Origin of the sequence: Thermoactinomyces vulgaris (genome assembly GCF_005886755.1) — a bacterium.
GTDB classification, from domain to species: domain Bacteria; phylum Bacillota; class Bacilli; order Thermoactinomycetales; family Thermoactinomycetaceae; genus Thermoactinomyces; species Thermoactinomyces vulgaris.
Map to the genome: position 1 here is coordinate 1,348,855 of NZ_CP039710.1, position 23,903 is coordinate 1,372,757.

A 23,903-nucleotide genomic window follows, 5' to 3' on the forward strand; every position below is an offset into this window, starting at 1 on the left:
GAGTCCTTTGCACGAAGGGCTCTTGGCTTAACATCCTTGTCTGACTATTGGAGGAGATCGGTTATGGATAAAAAACAGGTGGACATCTATTCTTTGTCTCCCATGCAAGAGGCCATGCTGTTTCACTCGTTATATGACCAGGGGAATTCTTATTTCAAACAATTGTTGATCCAGGTGGAGGGGGATTTTGATCCCGGACTGTTTGAAAAGAGTTTAAATGTTTTGATTGAACGATATGACATTTTCCGGACTGTGTTTATTTATAAAAAGCTGAAAAAACCACGTCAGGTGGTTTTGCAAGAGCGCGAAGCAAAGATTCAGTATCAGGATTTTTCCCATCTTCCGGAAGATGAGCGGAATCAAAAGGTTGAAGCATGGATCCGAAAAGATCAAACCAAACCGTTTGATTTGTCCAAAGATTTGTTATTGCGTGTTTCCGTGTTGAAAACAGGGTCCCAACAGTATCAAATCGTGTTCAGCAGCCACCACATCCTTTTGGACGGATGGTGCATGGGGATCGTGTTTGAAGATTTGTTCGAAATTTATGGGAAGCTGAAAAATCACGAGCCCGTTCCCCACAAAAAAGTGACGCAATATCGTGAATTGATCCGTTGGCTGGAAAAGCAGGATCCCAAAGAAACAGAACAATATTGGAAACAGTATTTGGCCGGGTATGAAGGACATGCCAAAATTCCGGGAGCGAAGACCGCCCGCGGCGATGATTACAAGTTGGAGGAAGTCCGTTGTTCACTGGATGAAACGTTGACCAGGCAATTCAATCAATTTGCCCGTGAACATCATCTCACCCTGAACAATGTATTCCAAACAATCTGGGGATTGATGTTGCAACGGTACAATCACACGGACGATGTGGTGTTCGGTTCCGTGGTCTCCGGAAGGAACAAAGACATTCCCCGGATCCAGGAGATCGTCGGTTTGTTCATCAACACCATTCCCGTGCGGGTCAAAGCAAGTGGCGATGACCGTTTTACAGACCTGGCCAAACAAGTTCAACAAGCGGCGCTGGCCTCGGAGCCGTATGATTATGCTTCGTTGACCGATATTCAGAAAGCGGCGCAATGCGGCGATTCATTGGTTGACCATATTGTTGTGTTTGAAAACTATGTGTTTGATTCGAATATTTTCCATAAATACCGGCATCAATTGGGGTTTGTCGTGACGGATGCCAAGAGCACGTTTGAAAAAACCAACTATGACTTTAATGTGATTGTGGTGCCCTGTGAGAAATTCACCATTTTGTTTCAATACAACGGACATGTTTACCAAAGAGAAGACGTGGAATCCTGTTTCCGCCACTTTGAACGGATTGTCCGCCAAGTCATTGGAAATCCGGATTGCCGCTTGAAAGACATTGAACTGGTTTCCCCTTCGGAAAAGCAGCAGTGGTTTGCATGGAATCAAACGGATGCGGATTATCCGCGCGATAAAACCGTTCAGGAGATTTTTGAAGAACAGGCGGAAAAATCCCCGCAGCAAATCGCCTTGAAATTCCGGGGAAATACGATGACTTACAAAGAGTTGAATGAACAAGCCAATCAGCTGGCGAGAGTGTTGAGGAAACAAGGCGTCCGGCGCGGGGACATTGTCGGATTGATGACGGAACGCTCCTTTGAAATGATGATCGGCATGCTGGCGGCCGTCAAAGCCGGTGGGGCTTATATGCCGATTGATCCGGAATATCCCGCTGGACGGAAGGAATTTATGCTGGAAGATGCCGGTGCTCCGGTTCTCATGGTGCAGCCGGGACTGAAAGTGCCTGCCGGTTATAAAGGGCGAGTGGTTGAACTGGCTCCCGGCGAATGGGCGGGGGAGGAAAAAAGCAACCCGGAGAATGTCAATCAGCCGGATGATCTTCTTTACGTCATGTATACTTCCGGATCGACCGGCAAGCCCAAAGGCATTTTGACCATGCATTACAATGTGATGCGGACGGTCATCAACAACGGGTACATACAGGTGCATGCCGGGGACCGGCTGTTGCAGTTGTCAAACTATTGTTTTGACGGATCCACGTTTGATATCTACAATGCCTTGTTGAACGGAGCGACGCTGGTTTTGGTGCCCAAAGAGGCTTCCAAAGACTTTGCGGAGCTGACCAAATTGATCCGAGAGGAAGAGATTACCGTCGCCTTTATGACCACTTCCCTGTTTAACACGGTTGTGGATTTGGATCTTGATTGTTTAAAGAGCTTGCGCAAAATTGTCTTTGGCGGGGAAAAGGCTTCGGTCAAACATGTTCAAAAGGCAGTGCAAGCACTGGGCGGAAACCGACTGATCAACGGGTACGGACCGACGGAAACCACGGTTTTTGCCGCGACTTATTCCATTGATCCGTCAGTGTTGGCCACCCATCGTGTACCGATTGGAAAGCCGCTGAACAACACCAAGCTGTATGTGTTGGACCCATGGGGAAATCTTCAACCGCCCGGCATTCCCGGTGAACTTTGCGTCAGTGGCGACGGAGTGGCCAAAGCGTATTTAAACCGTCCCGAATTAAATGAAACCCGCTTTGTTCCGGATCCGTTCCATCCCGGTCAACGCATGTACCGCACCGGGGATTTGGTTCGCCTGTTGCCGGATGGCCATTTGGAATATTTGGAGCGGATGGATAATCAGGTGAAAATCCGGGGACACCGCATTGAGACCGGTGAAGTGGAAAAGAGGTTGTTTGCCCATCCCGATGTGCTGAATGCGGTGGTTTTGGCCGATAAAGATCAGAACGGGCATTCCTATTTGTGTGCTTATGTTGTGTTGAAAAAGGATGTTTCACCTTCTGCATTGCGTGAGCACATGACCAAAGCGTTGCCGGAATACATGATCCCCGATTACTTTGTAAAATTGGATCAACTTCCGTTTACGCCCAATGGAAAAGTGGACTTGCGGGCGCTTCCCAAACCGGCCGAAGCGTTGGAGAACAAAAGGGATTATGTTGCCCCCACGAACCCCGTGGAAGAAAAGCTGGTAAAAGTCTGGCAGGAAGTTTTGGATGCGGACCAAGTCGGGATTCATGACAACTTCTTTGACCTGGGGGGACACTCCCTGAAAGCGATGATGCTTTCTTCGCGGGTGAGCAAGGAATTGAATGCAGACTTGCCGCTAAGAGAGATTTTTGCCCGGCCGACGGTGCAGCAACAAGCGGCCTTTTTGCAGAATAAGGGCAAAAAAGAATACACCGGGATTGCCCCGGCACCGGAGATGAAGGATTATCCGGTGACTTCCGCGCAGAAGCGCTTATATATGGTCAGCCAACTGGAAGGAAGCGGCACCAGTTACAATATGCCTTATGTATTCCGGATTCACGGCGATTTGTCCGTTCCCGGTTTAAAGAGCGTCTTGCAATCTTTGGTGGACCGGCATGAATCGTTGAGAACGTCTTTCCACATGATTAACGGGGAATTAAGGCAGAAAATTCATCCCGATGCCCGATTGGTCGTCGAGCAGTACCAAGCCGGCGGGAAACGGCAAGAAAAACGTGTCATTCAAGAATTTATCCGCCCGTTTGATTTGCAAAAGGCGCCGTTGATGCGTGCCGGGGTGTTGGAACGTACGGACACCCGCGAGAAGTATCTGTTATTGGATTTTCATCATATCGTGGCTGATGGTGTTTCGATCCGGCAATGGTTTTCCGATTTTTCGCGGCGGATGCAAGGTGAAGAGTTGCCTTCGCTTCCATTGCAATACAAGGATTATGCTTATTGGCAACAACATGAGAAACAAAAAGACCGTTGGAAAAAACATGAGGAGTACTGGTTGAATGAACTTTCCGGCGAGTTGCCCGTTTTGCAATTGCCGACCGACTTTCCGCGCCCGAAAGTTCAGCGTTTTGACGGGGATCAGCTTCCTTTTGAAATGGATGCGGGATTGTCGGATCAATTAAGGCAGCTGGCCGATGAGCAGAATGCAACGATGTATATGGTGTTGTTTGCCGCTTATCATGTCCTGCTCTCCAAGTACGCGGGGCAAGAGGATTTGATTGTCGGGTCCCCCATCGCCGGAAGGCCGCATGCGGACCTGGAGACCATGGTGGGCATGTTTGCCAACACGCTGGCGGTCCGAACCCGGCCGACACCGGATGTATCGTTTGCCCGGTTTCTCGCGCAATTGAAAGAACAAATCCTGGAGATGGCAGAGCATCAGGATTATCCCTTTGAAGAACTGGTGGAAAAATTGGGGGCAGAACGGGATTTAAGCCGGAATCCTCTTTTTGACACCATGTTTTCTTTGCAAAAGAATGAATTGCCGGCCCTTCAGTTCCGGGATTTTTCGCTGGAACTGGTTGAATGGGATTGGAAAAAATCCAAGTTTGATATGAGCTGGATCCTGATTGAAGATGAGAAAATCAAAGGGATCGTGGAATTTGCCACGCATCTGTTCAAGCCGGAAACGGTAAAAAGAATGGTTCGCCATTATCTTCATATTTTGAAGCAAATCACGGAGAATCCGGACCTTCGCCTGTCTGACATCAAATTGATCACGCCGGATGAAGAGCATCAGGTGTTAAACAATTTCAATGCGTATCGTCTGGAGTATCCGCGGGGAAGAACGATTCCGTCCTGGTTTGAAGAACGGGTGGAAAAGCAACCGGACCGGGTGGCGGTGGTTTGCGGCGAAGAACGGTGGACTTATGAAGAGTTAAACCGGCAGGCCAACCGCCTGGCCCATGCATTGAGGAAGAAAGGGATCGGCCGCGAGCAACTGGTCGGCATCCTGATGTCCCCGTCCAAAGAGATGATGGCGGCGGTTCTCGGTGTCTTGAAAGCAGGGGCGGCGTACGTTCCGATCGATCCGCAATATCCGGCGGACCGGATCCAATATATGTTGAAAGACAGCGGGGCTTCCCTGCTTCTTACGGATCGTCCGGCCGTTCCCGGCAGTTCCGGCGTGGAAGTTTGGGATATGAAAACCAAAGATTTCCGGGGCGAATCCGATGACAACCCCGCACCGGTGAACAAAGAACGGGATTTGGCCTACGTGATCTATACGTCCGGTTCCACCGGAAAACCCAAAGGCGTGATGGTGGAACACGCCTCCCTGATCAATTTGTGCGAGTGGCATATCCGTGAATTTCAGGTGACACCGGAAGATAAGAGCATCAAATACGCAGGGGTCGGATTTGATGCCTCGGTATGGGAGATTTTCCCGACTTGGATGGCGGGAGCGTCGCTTCACATCATTGAAGAGGCCATGCGTTATGATCTGGAGGCACTGAACCGGTACATGGAGGAACAAGGGATCACGGTTGCTTTTCTGCCGACGCCGGTGGCGGAGCAATTTATGCAGCTGGAAAACCGCAGCCTGAGAGTGTTGCTGACCGGAGGGGACCGGTTGGGCCGGGTGTTGCCGCAGAACTACACGGTGGTCAACAATTACGGTCCGACGGAGAACACGGTGGTGACGACGAGCACCCCGGTGCGTCCGGATGAACCCGTCACGATTGGAAAACCGGTGGCCAATAACCAAGTGTATGTGTTGAATGAACATCAGCAATTGCAGCCAATCGGCGTGCCGGGCGAGCTGTGCGTCAGCGGGGAAAGTCTGGCCCGGGGATATTTGAACCGGCCGGAGCTGACGGCGGAGAAGTTTGTGCCCAACCCTTATGTGCCGGGGCAAAAGATGTACCGGACCGGAGACCTGGTGCGGTGGCTGCCGGACGGGCGCTTGGAGTTTCTGGGGCGGATGGATGAACAGGTGAAAATCCGCGGTTACCGCATTGAGCCCGGGGAAATCGCCAACCGTTTGTTGGAGCATGCTTCCGTCCGGGAGGCCTTTGTCACCGTGCAGCTGAATCCTTCTCAAGAACCGGAGTTATGCGCATATTTCGCAGCGTCGTCTCCTTGTTCCGCGGAAGAATTACGGGAGCATTTAAGTTTGAAATTGCCTGACTATATGGTTCCGGTTCACTTTATCGAAATGGAGAAACTCCCCTTGACCCGAAACGGCAAAGTGGACAAAAAAGCATTGCCGTTGCCGGAAGCCGACACAACCCGAAGCAAGGATGACGCACCGGCCACTCCCGCCGAGGAGCAGTTGATCGAAATCTTGAAGGAGATTCTCCATACCGAACAAATCGGAGTCCATGACAGCTTCTTTGAAAAAGGCGGCAACTCCCTCAAAGGGATGATGTTGTCGGCGCAAGTCCACAAGAGGATGCATACGGAACTGCCTTTGCGGGAGATTTTTGCCCGTCCCGTGGTCAAGGAGATGGCCGCATACATCGAAAATCAAAAAACGGCTGAACATGTCACCATCGCTCCGGCACCCAAACAAGCTTATTATCCGGTTTCATCCGCACAGAAACGGTTGTATGTGGTCGGGCAACTGGAAGGAATGGGCACCGGTTACAACATGCCCCATGCCTTTTCCATCCGAGGAAATTTGCCGGTTTCCCGTCTCGAAGAAGCATTCCGGGCACTGGTGGAACGGCACGAATCCTTGCGTACTTCGTTTCATCTCATTGATGGCGAATTGATGCAAAAAATTCACACCGATGTGGAGGTCCGGGTGGAGTGTTATCAAGCCCAAGACCGTCCGGATGTGAAACAAAAAATTCAACAGTTCATCCGTCCGTTTGATTTGGAGAAAGCTCCGTTGATCCGGGTCGGAATGATCGAACATGCCAAGGAAGAAGAACAGATCTTGGTCATCGACATGCATCACATCATTTCCGACGGTGTCTCGATGAACATCCTGTTTCAGGATTTGATGAAATGCCTGCAGGGAGAAACGTTGCCGCCGGTGTCCCTGCAATACAAGGATTATGCCGTCTGGCAACAAAAGGAAAAACAAAAGGATACATGGAAAAAACACGAGCAGTATTGGATGAATGAACTTTCCGGCGAACTTCCGGTTCTGGATTTGCCCACGGATTACCCGCGACCTTCCGTACAACGGTTTGACGGGGACCATATGACTTTCGAAATCGAGCACCGATTAACCCGGAAATTGAAACGGCTTGTGGATGAGAAAAAAGCGACTCCGTATATGGCACTCTTGGCCGCGTACAATTTGCTGTTGGCGAAATACACCGGCAAAAACGACATCATTGTCGGCTCGCCGATTGCCGGAAGATCGTATGCCGGTTTGGAGTCCATGGTGGGGATGTTTGCCAATACGCTTGTGGTTCGCAACCGGATTGATTTGCAACTTCCGTTCACAGTCTTTTTGGAACAGGTGAAGGAACGCGTCCTGCAAATGTATGAGCATCAGGATTATCCGTTTGAGGAATTGGTGGAAAAGTTGGATACCCAGCGCGATTTGAGCCGCAATCCCCTTTTTGACACCATGTTTGCCATGCAGAATATCGACATGCCGGTTTTTAAACTGCAAGGATTGAAAATTCGCCAAGGGGAGATTGAATGGAAAAAATCGAAATTTGATTTGAGCTGGATGATGGCGGAAGATGAGGAAACATTCAAAGGGGTTGTCGAATACAGCACTTGCCTGTTCAAGCCCGGGACCATCCGGCGTATGATTGGCCACTTTGTTCATATTCTCGAACAGATTGTGGATGATCCCGGAATTCGGCTGTGCGAGATTGAGCTTCCCACGTTGGAAGAGAAATGGGAGATATTGCAATCCTTTAACCAAACCCGTCTGGAGTATCCGCGGGGAAGAACGATTCCGTCCTGGTTTGAAGAACGGGTGGAAAAGCAACCGGACCGGGTGGCGGTGGTTTGCGGCGAAGAACGATGGACTTATGAAGAGTTGAACCGGCAGGCCAACCGCCTGGCCCATGCGCTGAGGAAGAAAGGGATCGGCCGCGAGCAACTGGTCGGCATCCTGATGTCCCCGTCCAAAGAGATGATGGCGGCGGTTCTCGGTGTCTTGAAAGCAGGGGCGGCGTACGTTCCGATTGATCCGCAATATCCGGCGGACCGGATCCAATATATGTTGAAAGACAGCGGGGCTTCCCTGCTTCTTACGGATCGTCCGGCCGTTCCCGGCAGTTCCGGCGTGGAAGTTTGGGATATGAAAACCAAAGATTTCCGGGGCGAATCCGATGACAACCCCGCACCGGTGAACAAAGAACGGGATTTGGCCTACGTGATCTATACGTCCGGTTCCACCGGAAAACCCAAAGGCGTGATGGTGGAACACGCCTCCCTGATCAATTTGTGCGAGTGGCATATCCGTGAATTTCAGGTGACACCGGAAGATAAGAGCATCAAATACGCAGGGGTCGGATTTGATGCCTCGGTATGGGAGATTTTCCCGACTTGGATGGCGGGAGCGTCGCTTCACATCATTGAAGAGGCCATGCGTTATGATCTGGAGGCACTGAACCGGTACATGGAGGAACAAGGGATCACGGTTGCTTTTCTGCCGACGCCGGTGGCGGAGCAATTTATGCAGCTGGAAAACCGCAGCCTGAGAGTGTTGCTGACCGGAGGGGACCGGTTGGGCCGGGTGTTGCCGCAGAACTACACGGTGGTCAACAATTACGGTCCGACGGAGAACACGGTGGTGACGACGAGCACCCCGGTGCGTCCGGATGAACCCGTCACGATTGGAAAACCGGTGGCCAATAACCAAGTGTATGTGTTGAATGAACATCAGCAATTGCAGCCAATCGGCGTGCCGGGCGAGCTGTGCGTCAGCGGGGAAAGTCTGGCCCGGGGATATTTGAACCGGCCGGAGCTGACGGCGGAGAAGTTTGTGCCCAACCCTTACGTGCCGGGGCAAAAGATGTACCGGACCGGAGACCTGGTGCGGTGGCTGCCGGACGGGCGCTTGGAGTTTCTGGGGCGGATGGATGAACAGGTGAAAATCCGCGGTTACCGCATTGAGCCCGGGGAAGTGGCCGACAAGTTGTTAAGTTACCCGACCGTGAAAGAAGCCGTGGTGGTGGCGCAAACCGACGAACAAAATCAGTTGCATTTGTGTGCATATTTCACGGCATCGGAGTCCTGTTCCATTCCTGCATTGCGGCAGTACCTGGGGAAAGAATTGCCTGATTACATGATTCCGGCTTACTTCATGCAGATGGAGCAACTGCCGTTGAATGCCAACGGTAAAGTGGACAAAAACATGCTTCCCAAACCCAAACAGATGCAAACCGGCGTGGAATATGCGGCGCCCCGCAATGAAAAGGAACGCATCCTGGCGGAGCTGTGGCAGGAAATTTTGCATCTGGACCGGGTGGGGATCCATGATCAGTTTTTTGAGCTTGGTGGCGATTCCATCAAAGCGATGCAAATTGCTTCCCGCTTGAAACCGTACCGGCTGAAAATGAGATTGAAAGATTTGTTCCAACATCCGACCATTGAAGAATTGGCACCGCATGTTTTCCCCATCGATGAAGACCGGGAAGATGAAGTGGTGACGGGGGAAGTTGCGCTGACCCCGATTCAGCGTTGGATGTTTGAGCAGACGGATTATCCGGATCAATGGAACATGGCCATTGTCCTGTACCGGAAACAAGGATGGGATGCCGACGTGTTAAAACCGGTTTTCCATGCATTGGTGACCCATCACGACGCCTTGAGGATGTCGTTTAAGCGGGAAGATCACCAGGTGAAGGCATGGAACCGGGATGTGGAAGGGGAATTTTTCTCCATCCACGAGTTTGATGTCAACAGCGAAGACCTTTCGGAAGTGATGAAAAGAGAAGCCAACCGTTTGCATCAATCGCTTCGCATCCATGGCGGGCCGTTGATCCGCCTGGGGATTTTCCATACCGGCGAAGGGGATTACTTGCTGATCATTATCCACCATTTGGTGATGGATGCCGTTTCCTGGAGGGTGCTGTCCGAAGATCTCCATACTGCGTACCGGCAACAATTGGACGGGGAACCCTTGGCTTTGCCGCAAAAAACGACTTCGTTTCAATCATGGAGCCATCAATTGCAAGAGTTTGCGAACAGTCCGGCGTTGCTTGCTGAAATTCCGTATTGGAAAGCGACCGACCGCCTCCAGGTTCCAAAACTTCCGGTCGATAAAAAAGAAACGTCGGATTATGCCAATCAGCATATCGGCATCGTTTGGGGACGCCTCCCGAAAGAGGAAACCGGTGACTTGTTGTCCGGGGCGCATCGCGCTTACCAGACGGAGATGAATGATTTGTTGTTGTCGGGCTTGGTGATGACCTTGAACAGTTGGACCCATGGCAAGGTGGCGGTCCAATTGGAAGGGCACGGCCGGGAGGAAGTGATTGACGGGGTGGATTTGACCAGGACCGTCGGATGGTTTACATCTATGTATCCGGTCGTGTTTGAACAAGATTCCAAAAATCCGGCCGAAGTCATTCCGTATGTGAAAGAAGTCTTGCGGCGGGTTCCCAATAAAGGAATCGGATACGGGATTCTCAAATATTTAACCCGTCCCGAAAACAAACAAGATCTTTCGTTCCGGCTCAAACCTGAGATCAACTTCAACTATCAAGGGGAGTTTGTCCGGGATGTGGAGAAGGAGGACATCCAAATCGTGTCCCTGCCGGTGGGAGAAGGGGTTCATCCCCTGGCTCAGTGGCCGTATAAACTGGATTTCAGTTTGTTTGTTGAAAACGGGGAACTGGTCACGCTGATTCGCTACCACCAAACGCTGTATCATCGGGAGACGATTGAACAACTGAAAAACCTCTATCTCCATCATCTGAAAAGAATTGTGGACTTTTGCCGGGAAGAAGTCTTGGTGAAATAAAGAAAATACATCCTGTCTGGGTGTCCAGGCAGGATGTATTGTCATTTACAGAGCCGGAGTTGGCGTCGGTTCGGCAAAATCGTTGCCATATTTTTGGTCGATAAATTCGCGGATTTTTTGATCAGACGTTCCGGATTTTTTCATTTGTATGGATTCTTTGGCAATCTCCAGACAAACCCCGCAAGTGGTGGCATGGGAATCCCATGTGATTTGGTCTTTGGATTGTTGGTGGATAAAGCAATCAAGATTATTGCGATGCCCCACACTTTGTCCGCATCCGCAGAAACACGGGATCCGGGCCAGCAAATCACGGTGTTTGGAGACTTCTTGATAAGTTTGAGCCACCTCCGCGGGATGATCCCGCAAAAAAGAGGGTAATTCATGGGGCGCGGTGGTCTCCCGGACATCTCCCGTTACATGGGAGGATTCACCGGGACCGGCCTCCTGATGCGGATCCGGCTGGCAACCGGCTGTAAATGACAAGCCAAACAGAAACAGAAAGACGGAAAAAAATCGAATCGTTTTTTGATGCATGATCATATGCCCCCCCCTTTTTCCCCACTCATCATAGCAGAAAAAAATGATTTGGTGTGGAGAAGGGGAAATCCGTTTCAAAAAGATAAAAAAAGAGACCGTGTAAACGGTCTCATAGATCCGGGGAACAAAATGATAAAACCACTTGATTGAGATAGCTTGCGTAAGCCAGAGTGGCTATCTCATTTATTATTATAAAGCAATTTGTGAGTTTTTGTTAAGGAAATAAAAGGGAGAAAAAACTTTATTTGGGTGACTTATTCCGTTTTTTAAGTGTTTTATTTTTTTAGATATAATGAAGTGTGAAAAACCATTCTTTACCCGATGGATTATCTGAATGATCCGGCTTGAAAAAGTGGCGATTTTTGCAAAAGGGAGATGAGAGAAAGTTGAAAAAATTGATCAATCATCCTGATGAGGTAGTGGATGAAATGTTGGAGGGCATGGTGGCCGCGTATCCAAAGAGATTGTCCAGGATTCCGGATTATTCCGTCATCGTCCGCAATGAAGCGCCTGTTCAAGGAAAAGTGGGGTTGGTCAGCGGCGGCGGTTCCGGGCATGAACCGGCTCATGCCGGGTATGTGGGAAAAGGCATGCTGGATGCCGCCGTGCTTGGCGAGGTGTTTACCTCCCCCGCGCCCGATCAGATCTTAAGAGCGATCCAGGCAGCCGACGGAGGCAAGGGTGTCTTGTTGATCATCAAAAATTATGCCGGGGACGTCATGAATTTTGAGATGGCGGCAGATATGGCGATAATGGGAGGAATCCCCGTGAAATGCGTGGTGGTCAACGATGATGTGGCCGTTGATGATCCGTCCCGGAGAAGGGGAATTGCCGGAACGGTTTTCGTCCATAAAATTGCCGGAGCTTGGGCCGAAGCGGGGGCGGGTTTGGAGGAGGTTCACCGGATTGCGGAAAAAACCGTGCGAAATATGCGGAGCATGGGAGTGGCTTTAACCGCCTGCACGGTGCCAGCCGTCGGAAAGCCAGGCTTTGAGATCCAAGAGGATGAAATGGAAATCGGAATGGGGATTCATGGGGAACCCGGCATCCAAAGAACGGATCACTTGTCCGCAGATGAAACTGCTGGTGTGTTGTTGGATGCCATTTTTAAGGATTTGCCACTCCAAAAAGGGGACGAGGTTGCGGTCATGTTGAATGGTTTGGGGGCGACGCCGCTGATGGAGTTGTATATTTTGAACAGGAAAGTATCGGAATATTTACAAGATAAGGGGATCCGTGTGTTCTCCACCAGTGTCGGCGAATACATGACTTCGTTGGAGATGGCCGGTTGTTCACTCACCCTCTTGAAACTGGATGATGAATTAAAAAAAGGATTGAAAGAACCATCCGACACCGTATCATGGGTTCAAGCCGAAGGAGGAAGATAAGATGGAATGGACGGTTTTGCAGGTGAAGCATTGGTTATCGGATTTAAGCCGGATCATGCAAGAAAAAAAGGAAGAGCTTTCCCGGTATGATCAGGCGATTGGAGACGGGGATCACGGTGTGAATATGGCTCGCGGCTTTAAGGAAGTGGAGAAGGTCCTGGCGCAAGAACATGATCCTCACGATATCGGGTGGTGGTTCCAAACGGTTTCCCGGATTCTGTTAAGCAAAGTGGGCGGGGCATCCGGCCCGTTGTACGGCACTGTTTTTCTGAAAATGGCTTCGGTTTGCAAAGGAAAAAGCGTGTTGACGCATGAAGAATGGGTAACGGCTTTTTCCGAGGCTCGTCAGGGATTAAAAATGAGAGGAAAAGCGGAGCCCGGCGACAAGACCATGTTGGATGTCTGGGAACCCGTTGTCCGGTACATGGAACAGGCGAAAGAGCAAATCTCCTGGCAAATGGTCAAAGACATTGCCGAACAATCCATGATCGACACCCGGGCGATGGTGGCAAAGAAAGGGCGTGCTTCTTACCTTGGGGAACGCTCGAGAGGTCACTTGGATCCGGGGGCGGTGTCTTCTTATTACTTCTTTTGGACATGGGCAGAACAACCTTGGAAGGGGGACGGACAATGAGCTGTGTCGGATTGGTGCTGGTCTCGCACAGTGAAAAGCTTGTTGAAGGATTGGCGGAATTTCTCTCGCAAATACAAAAAGGCGTACCGGTCGCCATTGCCGGCGGAACGGATGATGGAGAGCTGGGAACCAGCCCGTTTAAGATCAAAGAAGCCATCGAACGCGTTTATTCAGATTGCGGCGTTTTGGTTTTATTTGATATCGGAAGTGCGGCTATGTCCGTCGAAATGGCCATCGAGATGTTGGGGGACGAAAAGAAGATACGCGTGGCGGACGCGCCGTTGGTGGAAGGTGCCTATGCCGCCGCCGTGGAAGCTTCGGTCCGAAGCGATTTGGATAAAGTGGCGGCATCGGCGCAAAAAGCAAGAAATTGGCGCAAATAGGAACATAAAATTCTCCCGGGTTCCTCACAATAAAAAAAGAGAGATGCGCATACTAACTCGTAGTCCATACAAAAGGAGTGAACCCGGTGAAAGAGGATCGAAATGTCCGACCCGATACAGAATCGAATGAAAAAAAGAAGAATGCTGCCGCCCAGATGATCCAGCAGTTGGGGCAAACCAATGTGCCTCAACTGGAAAGCAATATTTTTTGTTTGAGCATCATCGGGCAAATCGAAGGCCATCTGGTGATGCCTCCCCAAAATAAAACGACGAAATATGAACATGTGATTCCGCAGATCGTCGCGGTGGAACAAAACCCGAAGATTGAAGGAATGGTGATTGTTTTAAATACCGTGGGCGGTGATGTGGAAGCCGGTTTGGCCATTGCGGAAATGATTGCGACGATGCGAAAGCCGACGGTTTCGATTGTTCTCGGGGGAGGCCACAGCATCGGGGTTCCCATTGCGGTTGCGGCGGATAAATCCTTCATAGCCGAAACAGCCACCATGACGATTCATCCGGTCCGTCTGAGCGGATTGGTCATCGGCGTGCCCCAAACCTTTGAATATATGGAAAAAATGCAAGATCGGGTGATTCATTTCATTTCCACCCATTCGAACATCACGGAAGAAAAGATCCGTGAGCTCATGTTCCAGACCGGGGATCTGGCCCGGGACATTGGAACCAATGTGATTGGAAAAGATGCGGTGAAATACGGATTGATTGATGAAGTGGGCGGCATTTCCGAAGCGCTTGCCGAATTGAACAAAATGGTGGAGGCCAACAAGCAAAAGGAGATTTTGCAATGATTTACTATTCCACGATCCCGATCGAAATGGCTTTTTACCGCCCGGATGAGTTGAAGCTGAAACAAATTCAAGTGGATGGCGTGAAGATGATTGTCCATGAAGGAGAGGAAGGAGAAGCGACCATTGTCCAAGTGCTGAGCGGAGATCCCGGTCATTTTTTGGATCCTCGTTTTCAGCCGGGAAACACCATCAAAAACGTTCCGACCGTGACAGAGTAAACTGCCGGCCATTGCCGGCAGTTTTTTTGGAGCCGGAAGAAGAACAAAAAGAAAAAATCTTTAAAATCCGGTAGGAGACTTTATGTTGTTTTGGGAAATAAATATCGATAAGATAATACCGACTGGTTATCATTTCCATTATTTACTTTCGGAACGGATGGGTTGAAAAGGTGGTTTCAATGACAAAAAAGAGAAATAAGAAAAAACAGTCGATTGGAACAAAAAAAGAAATTTTGTTTGAGATTTACGGCATTGTCTTATTGGCGTTGTCTTTGGTGACGATTGCCAGTTATGGAGCCATTGGCAGAAATTTGACGTATCTGGCCCGTTTTGTGGTGGGGACATGGGATTTTATCATTCCGCTTTTGGGAATGGGATTGTCCGTGTATGTGATGGCGCATCACCGGTGGCCGGATCATTGGTCGTCGAGGTGGACGGGAGTCGCTTTGGTGTTCATGGCGCTGATCACTTTTAATCATTACTTGACCTTTCACACCATTCAAACGGACAAGGGAATCATTGATCAGACATGGTACATGTTGTTGGAGGAAAGAAATTCAGCGGTTCCACTGGATGTCGGCAGCGGGATGCTGGGGGCTTTTTCCTATGCTTTGCTCCATTTTTTATTCGATGACACTGGCGCTTTGATTGTGCTGGCTGCCGTCGTGTGTTGCGGTTTTTTGCTGATCGCCGACTTTTCATTTACCAAAGCTGCGCTGATCTCTAAGGCCGTTTACAAAAAAGCAAAACAGAAGGGAAAAGATTGCCTGATCGATTGGATCAGGCAATATGACCGCCGCCGGAAGCGGCCATCGAAGCAAAGACGTGTGCAGAAAAAAACCGTCCCTGATGTGGAAGTGAGCAAAGAGCCCATCGATCCGGTGGTTTATGACTTTGAAGATGTGGCTTACCAAGACAGCCGGGAGCAACCGGAGGACGGGGAAAAGCCGGTCCATGAACAAATGAAATTGAAATTGCAGCCGTCGGAGCCGGATAGGAAACGACCGAAACAACCCGAACAGGAAGAAGGTTCCGACGAGCCGATTGAAGTCCATTTTCAATCGCAACAAAAGATGGATCACTATGTATTGCCACCGGCCACCTTGTTGAATCCGACAAAGAAAAGGCAGGGCCGGGAGCAGGAAAACGTCCATGAAAAAGCAAAAACGCTGCAGGACAAACTGGAAAGCTTCGGAGTCAAAGCAACGGTGGGGGAAATCCACCGGGGACCGGCTGTCACCCGTTATGAAATCCGTCCGGAAAAAGGGGTGAAAGTGAGCCGGATTGTCAACCTGGCGGATGACATTGCCCTGGCGCTGGCGGCCAAGGATATCCGGATTGAAGCCCCGATCCCGGGAAAATCGGCGGTCGGGATCGAAATCCCCAATTCCAAAGTCGCGCTGGTGGGGTTAAGAGATGTATTGGAGAGTGCGGAATATTTGGGATCGCAATCCAAGTTGAGCATTGCCCTGGGGCGTGATGTGTACGGCAAACCCATTGTGGATAATCTGGCCAAGATGCCGCATCTGCTGGTGGCGGGTGCAACCGGATCGGGAAAAAGCGTTTGCATCAACGGGATCATTGTCAGCCTGCTGTACAAAGCGCGTCCGGACGAAGTGAAATTGATGATGATTGATCCCAAAATGGTTGAATTGAATGTATACAACGGAATTCCCCATTTATTGATTCCGGTTGTCACGGAGCCGCGCAAAGCGGCCATGGCATTGAAAAAAGTGGTGGCGGAAATGGAAAAGCGCTATGAATTGTTTGCCAAGCACGGGGCCCGCGACATCGAACGCTTCAATCAATTGGTGAAAGAAAAGGGATTGGAAGATACAGACCCTCTCCCTTACATTGTTGTCATTGTGGATGAGTTGGCGGATTTGATGATGGTCGCCCCGGCCGATGTGGAAGATGCGATTTGCCGGCTGGCGCAGATGGCCAGGGCTGCCGGGATTCATTTGATCATCGCCACTCAGCGTCCATCGGTCGATGTGATTACCGGCGTGATCAAGTCCAATATCCCGACCCGGATTGCTTTTGCCGTTTCATCTCAGGCCGATTCCCGCACCATCCTGGACATGGGGGGAGCCGAGAAATTGCTCGGACGCGGGGATATGTTGTATCTGCCGACGGGAGCATCCAAACCGACCCGGATCCAAGGGGCTTTCCTTTCGGATGAAGAAGTGGAGCGGGTGGTGAAATTTGTCAAGGAACAACAAGAACCGGATTACCAGGAAGAAATGATTCCCCAATCCCCTGACAAAAATAAATCATCCGTCGACGACGAATTGTTTCCGCAAGCGAAAAAACTGGTCATTGAAGCGCAAACAGCCTCTGTGTCTTTGTTGCAGCGCCGGTTGCGGATCGGTTACACCAGGGCGGCCCGCCTGATTGACATGCTGGAGGCCAAAGGGATTGTCGGCCCTTATGAAGGGAGCAAGCCCCGCGAAGTGTTGGTTTCATCCTTTGACAATGAAACCGGGGAGAGAAAAAAAGAAGCTGTGAAGTAGTCGCGAAGAGGGAAGCCGCCGAGTTTTCAAAGAAAAGAATTTTTTTGCCGGGCAGACGATCATAATAAATGGTGAACATTTCTAACCGGTGCCGTATTCGTCTATAATAGGGGTAATTGACTTGATGAAAAAAGAGGTGAATACTTTGGGTTTTGCTCAGTTTGAAACAGGCTCGATCGGGAATATCCGTGTCCATGTTTGTAACAGCGAAAAGTTTAAAACCACGACGCTGATGGCATTTATTCAACAGGAGTTGTCCCCGGAAACCGTAACCAAAACCGCATTGCTCCCTCAAGTGTTGCAGAGGGGGACACAGTCCCATCCGACCACCCTTTCCTTCCGTCAGAAATTGGATGAGTTGTATGGGGCCATTTTGTTCGGGGATGTATTCAAGCGGGGAGAACGGCATATCATGCAATTTGGCATGGAACTGGCCAATGAACAATATCTCAAGGAATCCCCTTCCCTGCTTGCGGAAGGAATCCGGTTTTTCAGCGAGGTGTTATTAAAACCGGCGCTGGAAAATCAAGCATTCAAGCCGTCCTATGTGGAAGCGGAAAAGAAAAATTTAAAACAGAAAATTGAAAGCTTAAAAGACGATAAAATCCGCTATGCTTCCCATCGCCTGATTGAGGCCATGTGTCAGGGAGAGCCGTATGCGTTGTTTAACCATGGACGTCTCGAAGACTTGCCAAACATTGACCCGACATCGTTGTATACATATTATCAAGAGGTCTTGTCCGATTGCCCGGTGGATTTTTATTGCGTGGGCAATGTATCGGTGGACGAAGTGCTGAAATTGCTTGAAAAAGAATTTTCGTCCATTGCGGACAAAACGCGGAAAACGGTACAGACAAAAACGGCTTCCCTTCCGGTGAAGGAAGAACGGATCGTGACCGAACGGATGAATGTCAAACAAGGGAAATTGAACATCGGTTGCCGGACCCAAACCACAATAAAAGATCCGGATTATCCGGCGCTCATGATGTATAACGGCATCCTGGGCGGCTTCCCGCATTCCAAGCTGTTCAGGAATGTGCGCGAAAAAGCGAGCCTCGCTTACTATTGTTCTTCCCGCTTGGAAAGTCATAAAGGCCTGTTGCTCATTCAATCCGGAATTGAAATCGCCAACTATGAGCAAGCGGTTCAAATCATCAAAGAGCAGTTGGAGGAAATCCGGCAAGGAAACATCAGCGATCAGGAACTGGAGCAGACCAAGGCGACGTTGTCCAACCAGCTGCGCTCTCAAATGGACCGGTCTTATGAGATGATCCATTTCCATTACCAATCCGTTTTGAACGGAAAAGATTTGCCGCTGGAAAAATTATTGGAGCAAGTGAATGCGGTGCAAAAGGAAGACGTGCAAAAAATAGCGGAGAAAATCCGGTTGGATGTGATTTATTTCTTACGGGACCGGGGAGGGAATGAACATGCAAAAAGTGGAGTTTGATCAAATTCAAGAATCTCTGTTCTTTGAAGAGCTTCCCAACGGCTTGAGTGTTTATGTCCTGCCGAAGAAGAATTTCTTTAAAACGTACGCCACGTTTACAACCAAATACGGATCCATTGACAACACCTTCCGGGTAAAGGGGAAAGAAAAGCATGAGGTTCCCGACGGAATTGCGCATTTCTTGGAACACAAAATGTTTGAGCAGGCATCGGGGGAAGACGTGTTCCAGGAGTTTTCGCGGCAGGGGGCTTCGGCCAATGCGTTTACCAGCTTTACCCGGACGGCCTATTTGTTTTCCAGCACGGGCCAGGTGGAAAAAAACCTGACAACCTTGCTTGATTTTGTGCAATCGCCGTATTTCACGGAGCAAAATGTGGAGAAAGAAAAAGGGATCATCGGACAGGAAATCCGGATGTACGATGACAACCCGGACTGGCGTGCTTATTTTGGCTTGTTTGAAGCCATGTATCACCATCACCCCGTTAAGATTGACATCGCCGGAACCGTGGAGTCCATATCGAAGATTACCAAAGACTTGTTGTACACTTGCTATGAAACTTTTTACCATCCGAACAACATGGTCCTGTTCATTGTCGGGCCGGTGGATCCGGAAGCCATCATCCAATTGGTGAAAGAAAACCAAAAGAACAAGTCTTTCCCGGATCAGCCGGAGATTGAACGCTTTTTCCCGGATGAGCCAGAGGAGGTGGCCGAAGCCTTCAAGGAAATCGAGTTGAGTGTCGGGATTTCCAAATGCATGTTTGGATTTAAAGAAAAAGCGGACAAGGTGAACGTAAAGGGAAACGAGTTTCTCAAACAAGAAATGGCCACCCAGATCGCTTTGGAAGCATTGCTCGGCCCGGCTTCCAACTTGTATCAATCCCTGTATGACGACGGATTGATTGATGACGGGTTCGGGACGGATTATACCCTGGACAGGGGATTCGGGTTGTCCATCATCGGAGGGGATACGCCGGATCCCGATCAGTTGCTTGAGCGGATCAAAAAGGAATTGCCACCCTTGATTGAAAAGGGATTGGACCAGGAAACTTTTGAACGGATTCGCAAAAAGAAGATCGGTGCGAATTTGCGCTATTTGAATTCTCCGGAATGGATTGCCAACCAATTTACCGGTTACCGGTTTCATGATGCCGATTTATTTAATCTGGTTCCGTGTTTGGAGGCTTTGACGTTAGAAGAGGTGAACCGCCGCATGCAGGAACACATGCAGTGGGACCGGTTTGCCGTTTCCATCGTGCGGCCGTCCCAAGATTAAAGTTACAAATCATAACCGTGAAAGCGTCCTTTTTCAAAAGGGCGCTTTTGTTTGAAAGGATGGAAAACATGCAAGCGTTAAAAGGAAAAACCGCCTGGATCATTGGAGGCAGCGGGGGAATCGGGCGGGACATTTGCATCGAACTGGCCGGATTGGGTGCAAACATTGCCGCCGGTTATCATTCCCGGCGGGAGGAAGTGCAAAAAGTTGTCATGGAATGCAAAGAAAAAGGGGTTCCGGCTTTTGCCTTTCCGGTGGATTTAAGGACCCGTTCTTCTGTCGATGAGGCTTACCGGCAAATTTGCATGTATTTGTCTCCGCCGGATATCGTGATTCATGCGGCGGGTACGTCCAAATGGGGATTGATTCAGGATTTTTCGGATCATGACTATGAATTGCTGATGGATGTTCATGTGCGGGGTGCTTTTTATCTGGCACAAATCGCGCTTCCCCGCATGATCCGCAAAAAAGATGGACGGATTATTTTGGTCTCTTCCATATGGGGGCAGACCGGCGGTGCGGGGGAAGTGTTGTATTCCGCCGCCAAGGGAGCGCAAATCAGCATGGCCAAGGCCCTGGCGAAAGAAGTGGCGCCAAGCGGCATTACGGTGAATGCTATTGCGCCCGGAGCCATTGACACTCCTTTGTTGGATCGGCAATTGCCCGGGGAAGAGAAGCATTCGTTGGCGGAGGACATTCCGGCCGGCCGTTTGGGAAGTCCGGAGGAAGTGGCATCGCTGGCCGCTTTTTTATGTCTTCCCCAAGCTTCCTATATCACCGGGCAAGTCTTTGCTGTTAATGGCGGTTGGTATACATAAAATGAAATCATTCGATTCATATTAGAAGTAGATCCATGTATCAGATAAAAGGAGGAAAAAGAAATGTCTGTTTTAGACAATTTTCAGGACTGGAAAGAGTTTTTGCATAACCGTGTGGACCAAGCCCGCCAGCTGGGGATGAGTGACCAGGATATCAAAGAATTGGCCCATCAACTCGGGGATTATCTGGCCAAGGATGTGGATCCGCAAAACACCCAGGAACGTGTTTTAAAAGATCTTTGGAGTGTGGCGGATGAAAACGAGCAACAAACGATCGCCAATTTAATGTTCAAAATGGTGAACGATGGAAACAGATGAATGTTTGTTTTTATTTTAAAACACCCAAAAACGGGTGTTTTATTTTTTTGATAAATTCAATTCTCAATGTAATACTTTTTTGGCACTTTGCGGTTATGCTATACTAATTAACATATTAATCTTTTGAGTTTGGCGTTTGAAACGGGAGAGGGTGGGGTGCTTTCATGGATCACCAGGAATGGTATCTGGAATATCAGATTCATAAAAATCGCCCTGGTTTAATGGGGGATTTGGCATCCATATTGGGAATGCTTGGCATCAATATCGTCACGATTAACGGGGTGGAGAAAAACCGGCGGGGTTTACTGCTCCGTTCTGATGATAAAGAAAAGATTGAGGCGTTAAGGGGAATTTTGACAAGAGTTGATAACATCACCATTACGGCTTTGCGCCCTCCTCAACTGGTGGACCGGATGGCGGTCAGACACGGCCGTTACCTGGAACGGTGTGTGGCCGATGAAAGAACGTATCGATTCACAAGGGAAGAGCTGGGGCTTTTGGTGGATTTCATGGCACATCTTTTTAAAAAAGAAGGGGCTCAGTTAATCGGTATCCGGGGCATGCCCAGAGTCGGGAAAACGGAGTCCGTGGTGGCTGCCAGTGTTTGTGCCAATAAGCGCTGGACATTTGTTTCGTCCACATTGTTAAAACAGACGGTCCGCAGCCAATTGGCCCAGGATGAACTTTCAGGCCAAAACGTGTATATTATTGACGGGATCGTTTCCACGCTCCGCTCGACCGAACGCCATGACATGCTGGTTCGGGAAATTTTGCGTATGGACGCAACCAAAGTAATTGAACATCCGGATGTGTTTATCAGGGAAACAGAGTATACATTGGATGATTTTGATTATATCATTGAACTCCGGAATCATCCGGATGAAGTGATTTCGTATGATCGATTGGATGAAAATCATGGATTTTAAACGTGGCAAAAGCTTTGCTGCAAGGGGAGGGATCAAAAATGTCGGGGATTGGAGACTATTTGAAACAGGTGCGGCAGCAACGGGGGTATTCTCTGGAAGAAGTAAACAGAATTACGAATATTCACATAAAATATTTGCATGCGCTTGAAAATGACCGTTTTGATCTGCTGCCAAGCCCTTTTTATGCCAAGGCTTTTTTGAGAACTTACGCGAAAAGCCTCGGCGTGGATACGAAACCATTGTTGGACCATTTTGACAAGTTGATGAAAATGCGTCCCAATCAGGAACAGTCCAAAGCCGTCACGCCCCCCAAACCGGCATCCCGGACAAAAATGTTGCCGAAATCAAGCGGGAATTTTCTTCCTCCGAAAGGACAAGCGCAAAGTCCGAGACCAAGCGGGGTGTTGAGCGGGAGTCCGTTCCGCCAGCCAAACAACCCGGAGCCTGAACCGGCCAAACAATCTTTGTCTTCCGCGCCGAATCCCGGATTGAATTTTCGTCCCGCAAACCAGCAGAATCAGCTTCCGCCGGTTCCGGAAGTAACGAAATCCCCGGAACCACCGGTTGAGCCGCAACCAATGAAACACCCGGAACCGTCAACCCAAACACCCGTACCTCAAACGACGCTGTCTCTGCCTCCGCTTGAAGCCACGCAACAGCATCTGTTAACACCGCGCCGGGTTGCCATGGAATTGAAAAAACAACAAATGAAAGAGAAAAAAGAAAATGTCAAAAAGAAAAAACATACGATGATTGCCATGGTTGTCGGTGCTTTGTTATTGTTAAGCGGAGGAGTGTATGTTTATCTCCATGGTCATCAGACTTCCCAGCCCGAAAAACGCAATGCAGCGGAATATCCTGCCGGAAACGGGCAAATGGTGGATGTCAATGCCGCTTCGCAAAATTTGCCCACTTTGGAGGAAGGGGAAGAATCCTCGGATCCTTATGTCGGACAAGAGTATTTGATCAAAAATGTCGATAAATTAAATGTTGTGTTAAAAGGGAGAAGTGGGGAATCAACGGTTTTGTATGCCCCTACTCCGAAGGATCAGCCCAAAAAATTGACATTGCGTGTGGGGCAAGAAGTCACACTGGATACAGCCGGAAAAAACTATGTTTGGTTCCGATTGGGAACGCCATCTAATGTAGAAATCCTTGTGAATGATCAACAAATTAATACAGATGCGCAAGATGCTGAAAAAAGTTATGTGGTGAAAGTCAGTAAGCCGTGAAGTTAGTTGGGGGAGGGTGCTTCGTTGTCCGTGGAAATCGGGAGGAGACTGAGAAGGGCGCGTGAGGCGTCGGGCTTGACTTTGGAAGAAGTGGAGAGACGGACCAGAATTTCCAAAAGGGATTTGTTGGCGATGGAACAGGGGCGGTTTCATTTTCACCCCAATCCCGCGTTTGTTCGTTCCTGTGTCCGGGCATATGCAACGGTTGTGGGAGAAAATCCGCAACCGATGTTAAATTTGTTGCAACAGGCACAAGAAAGGACGACGCGCAGGGAACCAACAGTCCGAAGAAATCTTCCGGACGGGCAGGGAAATGGTAGAGAGCTGTCCCGGTCCCGCCGCCGGTCAAACGGATACGGACGTTCTCAATCCCATAAGAAACCGGATTATCCTCAGCAGGATCATCCCCCTCAAAGGCAGGTTTACCGACGATCGGAGAGAGAGGGGATGGAGACGGAATCCGGGGAAGGTGTATACAGCCGCCGGAGCCGCCGGCAGGCTTCCAAAAAGAAAACGTCCGTTTTTGGTAAAATCTACTCGTATTTTTTATTATCGGGTGCAATTTTATTGGTGATTGCAACCATATGTTTTTTATGGTTCCGATGGAGCAATGCCTGATCGGAGAGGCGGTTTCCCGGTTTGGACAGGCCGGGGGACGCCGGTTTTTAAATATAAGAATATACTGAATTTTAACGAGGGGTTTTTCACCGGAAAAATTGACGGTTTTTAAAAAAAGTTTTAA

Annotated in this window: 15 protein-coding genes; 14 read left to right on the forward strand and 1 reads right to left on the reverse strand. The window is 49.5% G+C overall.

The genetic code is table 11. The annotated features are described in order from the left end of the window. The first annotated feature begins 63 nt into the window (after window positions 1-63). A complete protein-coding gene (locus FA954_RS06920; protein WP_138614946.1) occupies window positions 64-10,659 on the forward strand; it encodes a non-ribosomal peptide synthetase in 10,596 nt (3,531 codons plus the stop codon). A 45-nt stretch (window positions 10,660-10,704) separates the two neighbouring features. On the opposite strand, the gene FA954_RS06925 is transcribed toward FA954_RS06920, so the two are convergent. Continuing rightward, window positions 10,705-11,199 (reverse strand): PCYCGC motif-containing (lipo)protein, encoded by a 495-nt coding sequence (locus FA954_RS06925; protein WP_121874394.1) that lies wholly within the window; start codon window positions 11,197-11,199, stop codon window positions 10,705-10,707. Between the two features lie 383 nt (window positions 11,200-11,582). Here FA954_RS06925 and dhaK point away from each other — a divergent pair, with 383 nt between their 5' ends. From dhaK to FA954_RS06990, 13 genes are all read left to right on the forward strand, one after another. Further along, window positions 11,583-12,584, forward strand: coding sequence for a dihydroxyacetone kinase subunit DhaK (gene dhaK / locus FA954_RS06930; protein WP_037996514.1), 1,002 nt, complete (start codon window positions 11,583-11,585; stop codon window positions 12,582-12,584). 1 nt (window position 12,585) lies between these two features. Continuing rightward, entirely contained in the window at window positions 12,586-13,218 is a 633-nt protein-coding gene (gene dhaL, locus FA954_RS06935) for a dihydroxyacetone kinase subunit DhaL (protein WP_037996459.1), read from the forward strand. Further along, a complete protein-coding gene (gene dhaM, locus FA954_RS06940; RefSeq protein ID WP_037996461.1) occupies window positions 13,215-13,601 on the forward strand; it encodes a dihydroxyacetone kinase phosphoryl donor subunit DhaM in 387 nt (128 codons plus the stop codon). The genes dhaL and dhaM overlap by 4 nt, the downstream gene beginning before the upstream one ends. A gap of 86 nt (window positions 13,602-13,687) precedes the next feature. After that, entirely contained in the window at window positions 13,688-14,410 is a 723-nt protein-coding gene (locus FA954_RS06945; protein WP_037996464.1) for a ClpP family protease, read from the forward strand. Continuing rightward, window positions 14,407-14,628 carry a YlzJ-like family protein gene (locus FA954_RS06950; protein ID WP_037996465.1) on the forward strand — a complete coding sequence of 74 codons (222 nt, stop codon included), beginning with the start codon at window positions 14,407-14,409 and terminating at the stop codon, window positions 14,626-14,628. The genes FA954_RS06945 and FA954_RS06950 overlap by 4 nt, the downstream gene beginning before the upstream one ends. Window positions 14,629-14,807: 179 nt before the next feature. Further along, window positions 14,808-17,141: an FtsK/SpoIIIE family DNA translocase gene (locus FA954_RS06955; protein ID WP_037996468.1), complete on the forward strand. Its 2,334-nt coding sequence runs from the start codon at window positions 14,808-14,810 to the stop codon at window positions 17,139-17,141. A 124-nt stretch (window positions 17,142-17,265) separates the two neighbouring features. Then, complete coding sequence (gene yfmF, locus FA954_RS06960) at window positions 17,266-18,591, forward strand: EF-P 5-aminopentanol modification-associated protein YfmF (protein ID WP_037996470.1); 1,326 nt, start codon at window positions 17,266-17,268, stop codon at window positions 18,589-18,591. Then, on the forward strand, window positions 18,572-19,867 hold the full coding sequence (gene yfmH, locus FA954_RS06965; RefSeq protein ID WP_037996473.1) for an EF-P 5-aminopentanol modification-associated protein YfmH: 1,296 nt from the start codon (window positions 18,572-18,574) through the stop codon (window positions 19,865-19,867). The genes yfmF and yfmH overlap by 20 nt, the downstream gene beginning before the upstream one ends. Before the next feature lie 68 nt (window positions 19,868-19,935). Continuing rightward, a complete protein-coding gene (ymfI, locus tag FA954_RS06970) occupies window positions 19,936-20,685 on the forward strand; it encodes an elongation factor P 5-aminopentanone reductase (protein WP_037996516.1) in 750 nt (249 codons plus the stop codon). Window positions 20,686-20,748: 63 nt separating this feature from the next. Further along, the gene (locus FA954_RS06975) at window positions 20,749-21,003 is read left to right on the forward strand and encodes a DUF3243 domain-containing protein (protein WP_037996476.1); all 255 of its coding nucleotides are present in this window, start codon (window positions 20,749-20,751) and stop codon (window positions 21,001-21,003) included. Window positions 21,004-21,167: 164 nt separating this feature from the next. Then, window positions 21,168-21,929, forward strand: coding sequence for a DUF3388 domain-containing protein (locus tag FA954_RS06980; protein WP_037996478.1), 762 nt, complete (start codon window positions 21,168-21,170; stop codon window positions 21,927-21,929). Between the two features lie 38 nt (window positions 21,930-21,967). Then, window positions 21,968-23,161: a helix-turn-helix domain-containing protein gene (locus FA954_RS06985; protein ID WP_138614947.1), complete on the forward strand. Its 1,194-nt coding sequence runs from the start codon at window positions 21,968-21,970 to the stop codon at window positions 23,159-23,161. A gap of 30 nt (window positions 23,162-23,191) precedes the next feature. Then, window positions 23,192-23,779 carry a helix-turn-helix domain-containing protein gene (locus tag FA954_RS06990; RefSeq protein ID WP_231855202.1) on the forward strand — a complete coding sequence of 196 codons (588 nt, stop codon included), beginning with the start codon at window positions 23,192-23,194 and terminating at the stop codon, window positions 23,777-23,779. The last annotated feature ends 124 nt before the right edge of the window (window positions 23,780-23,903 follow it).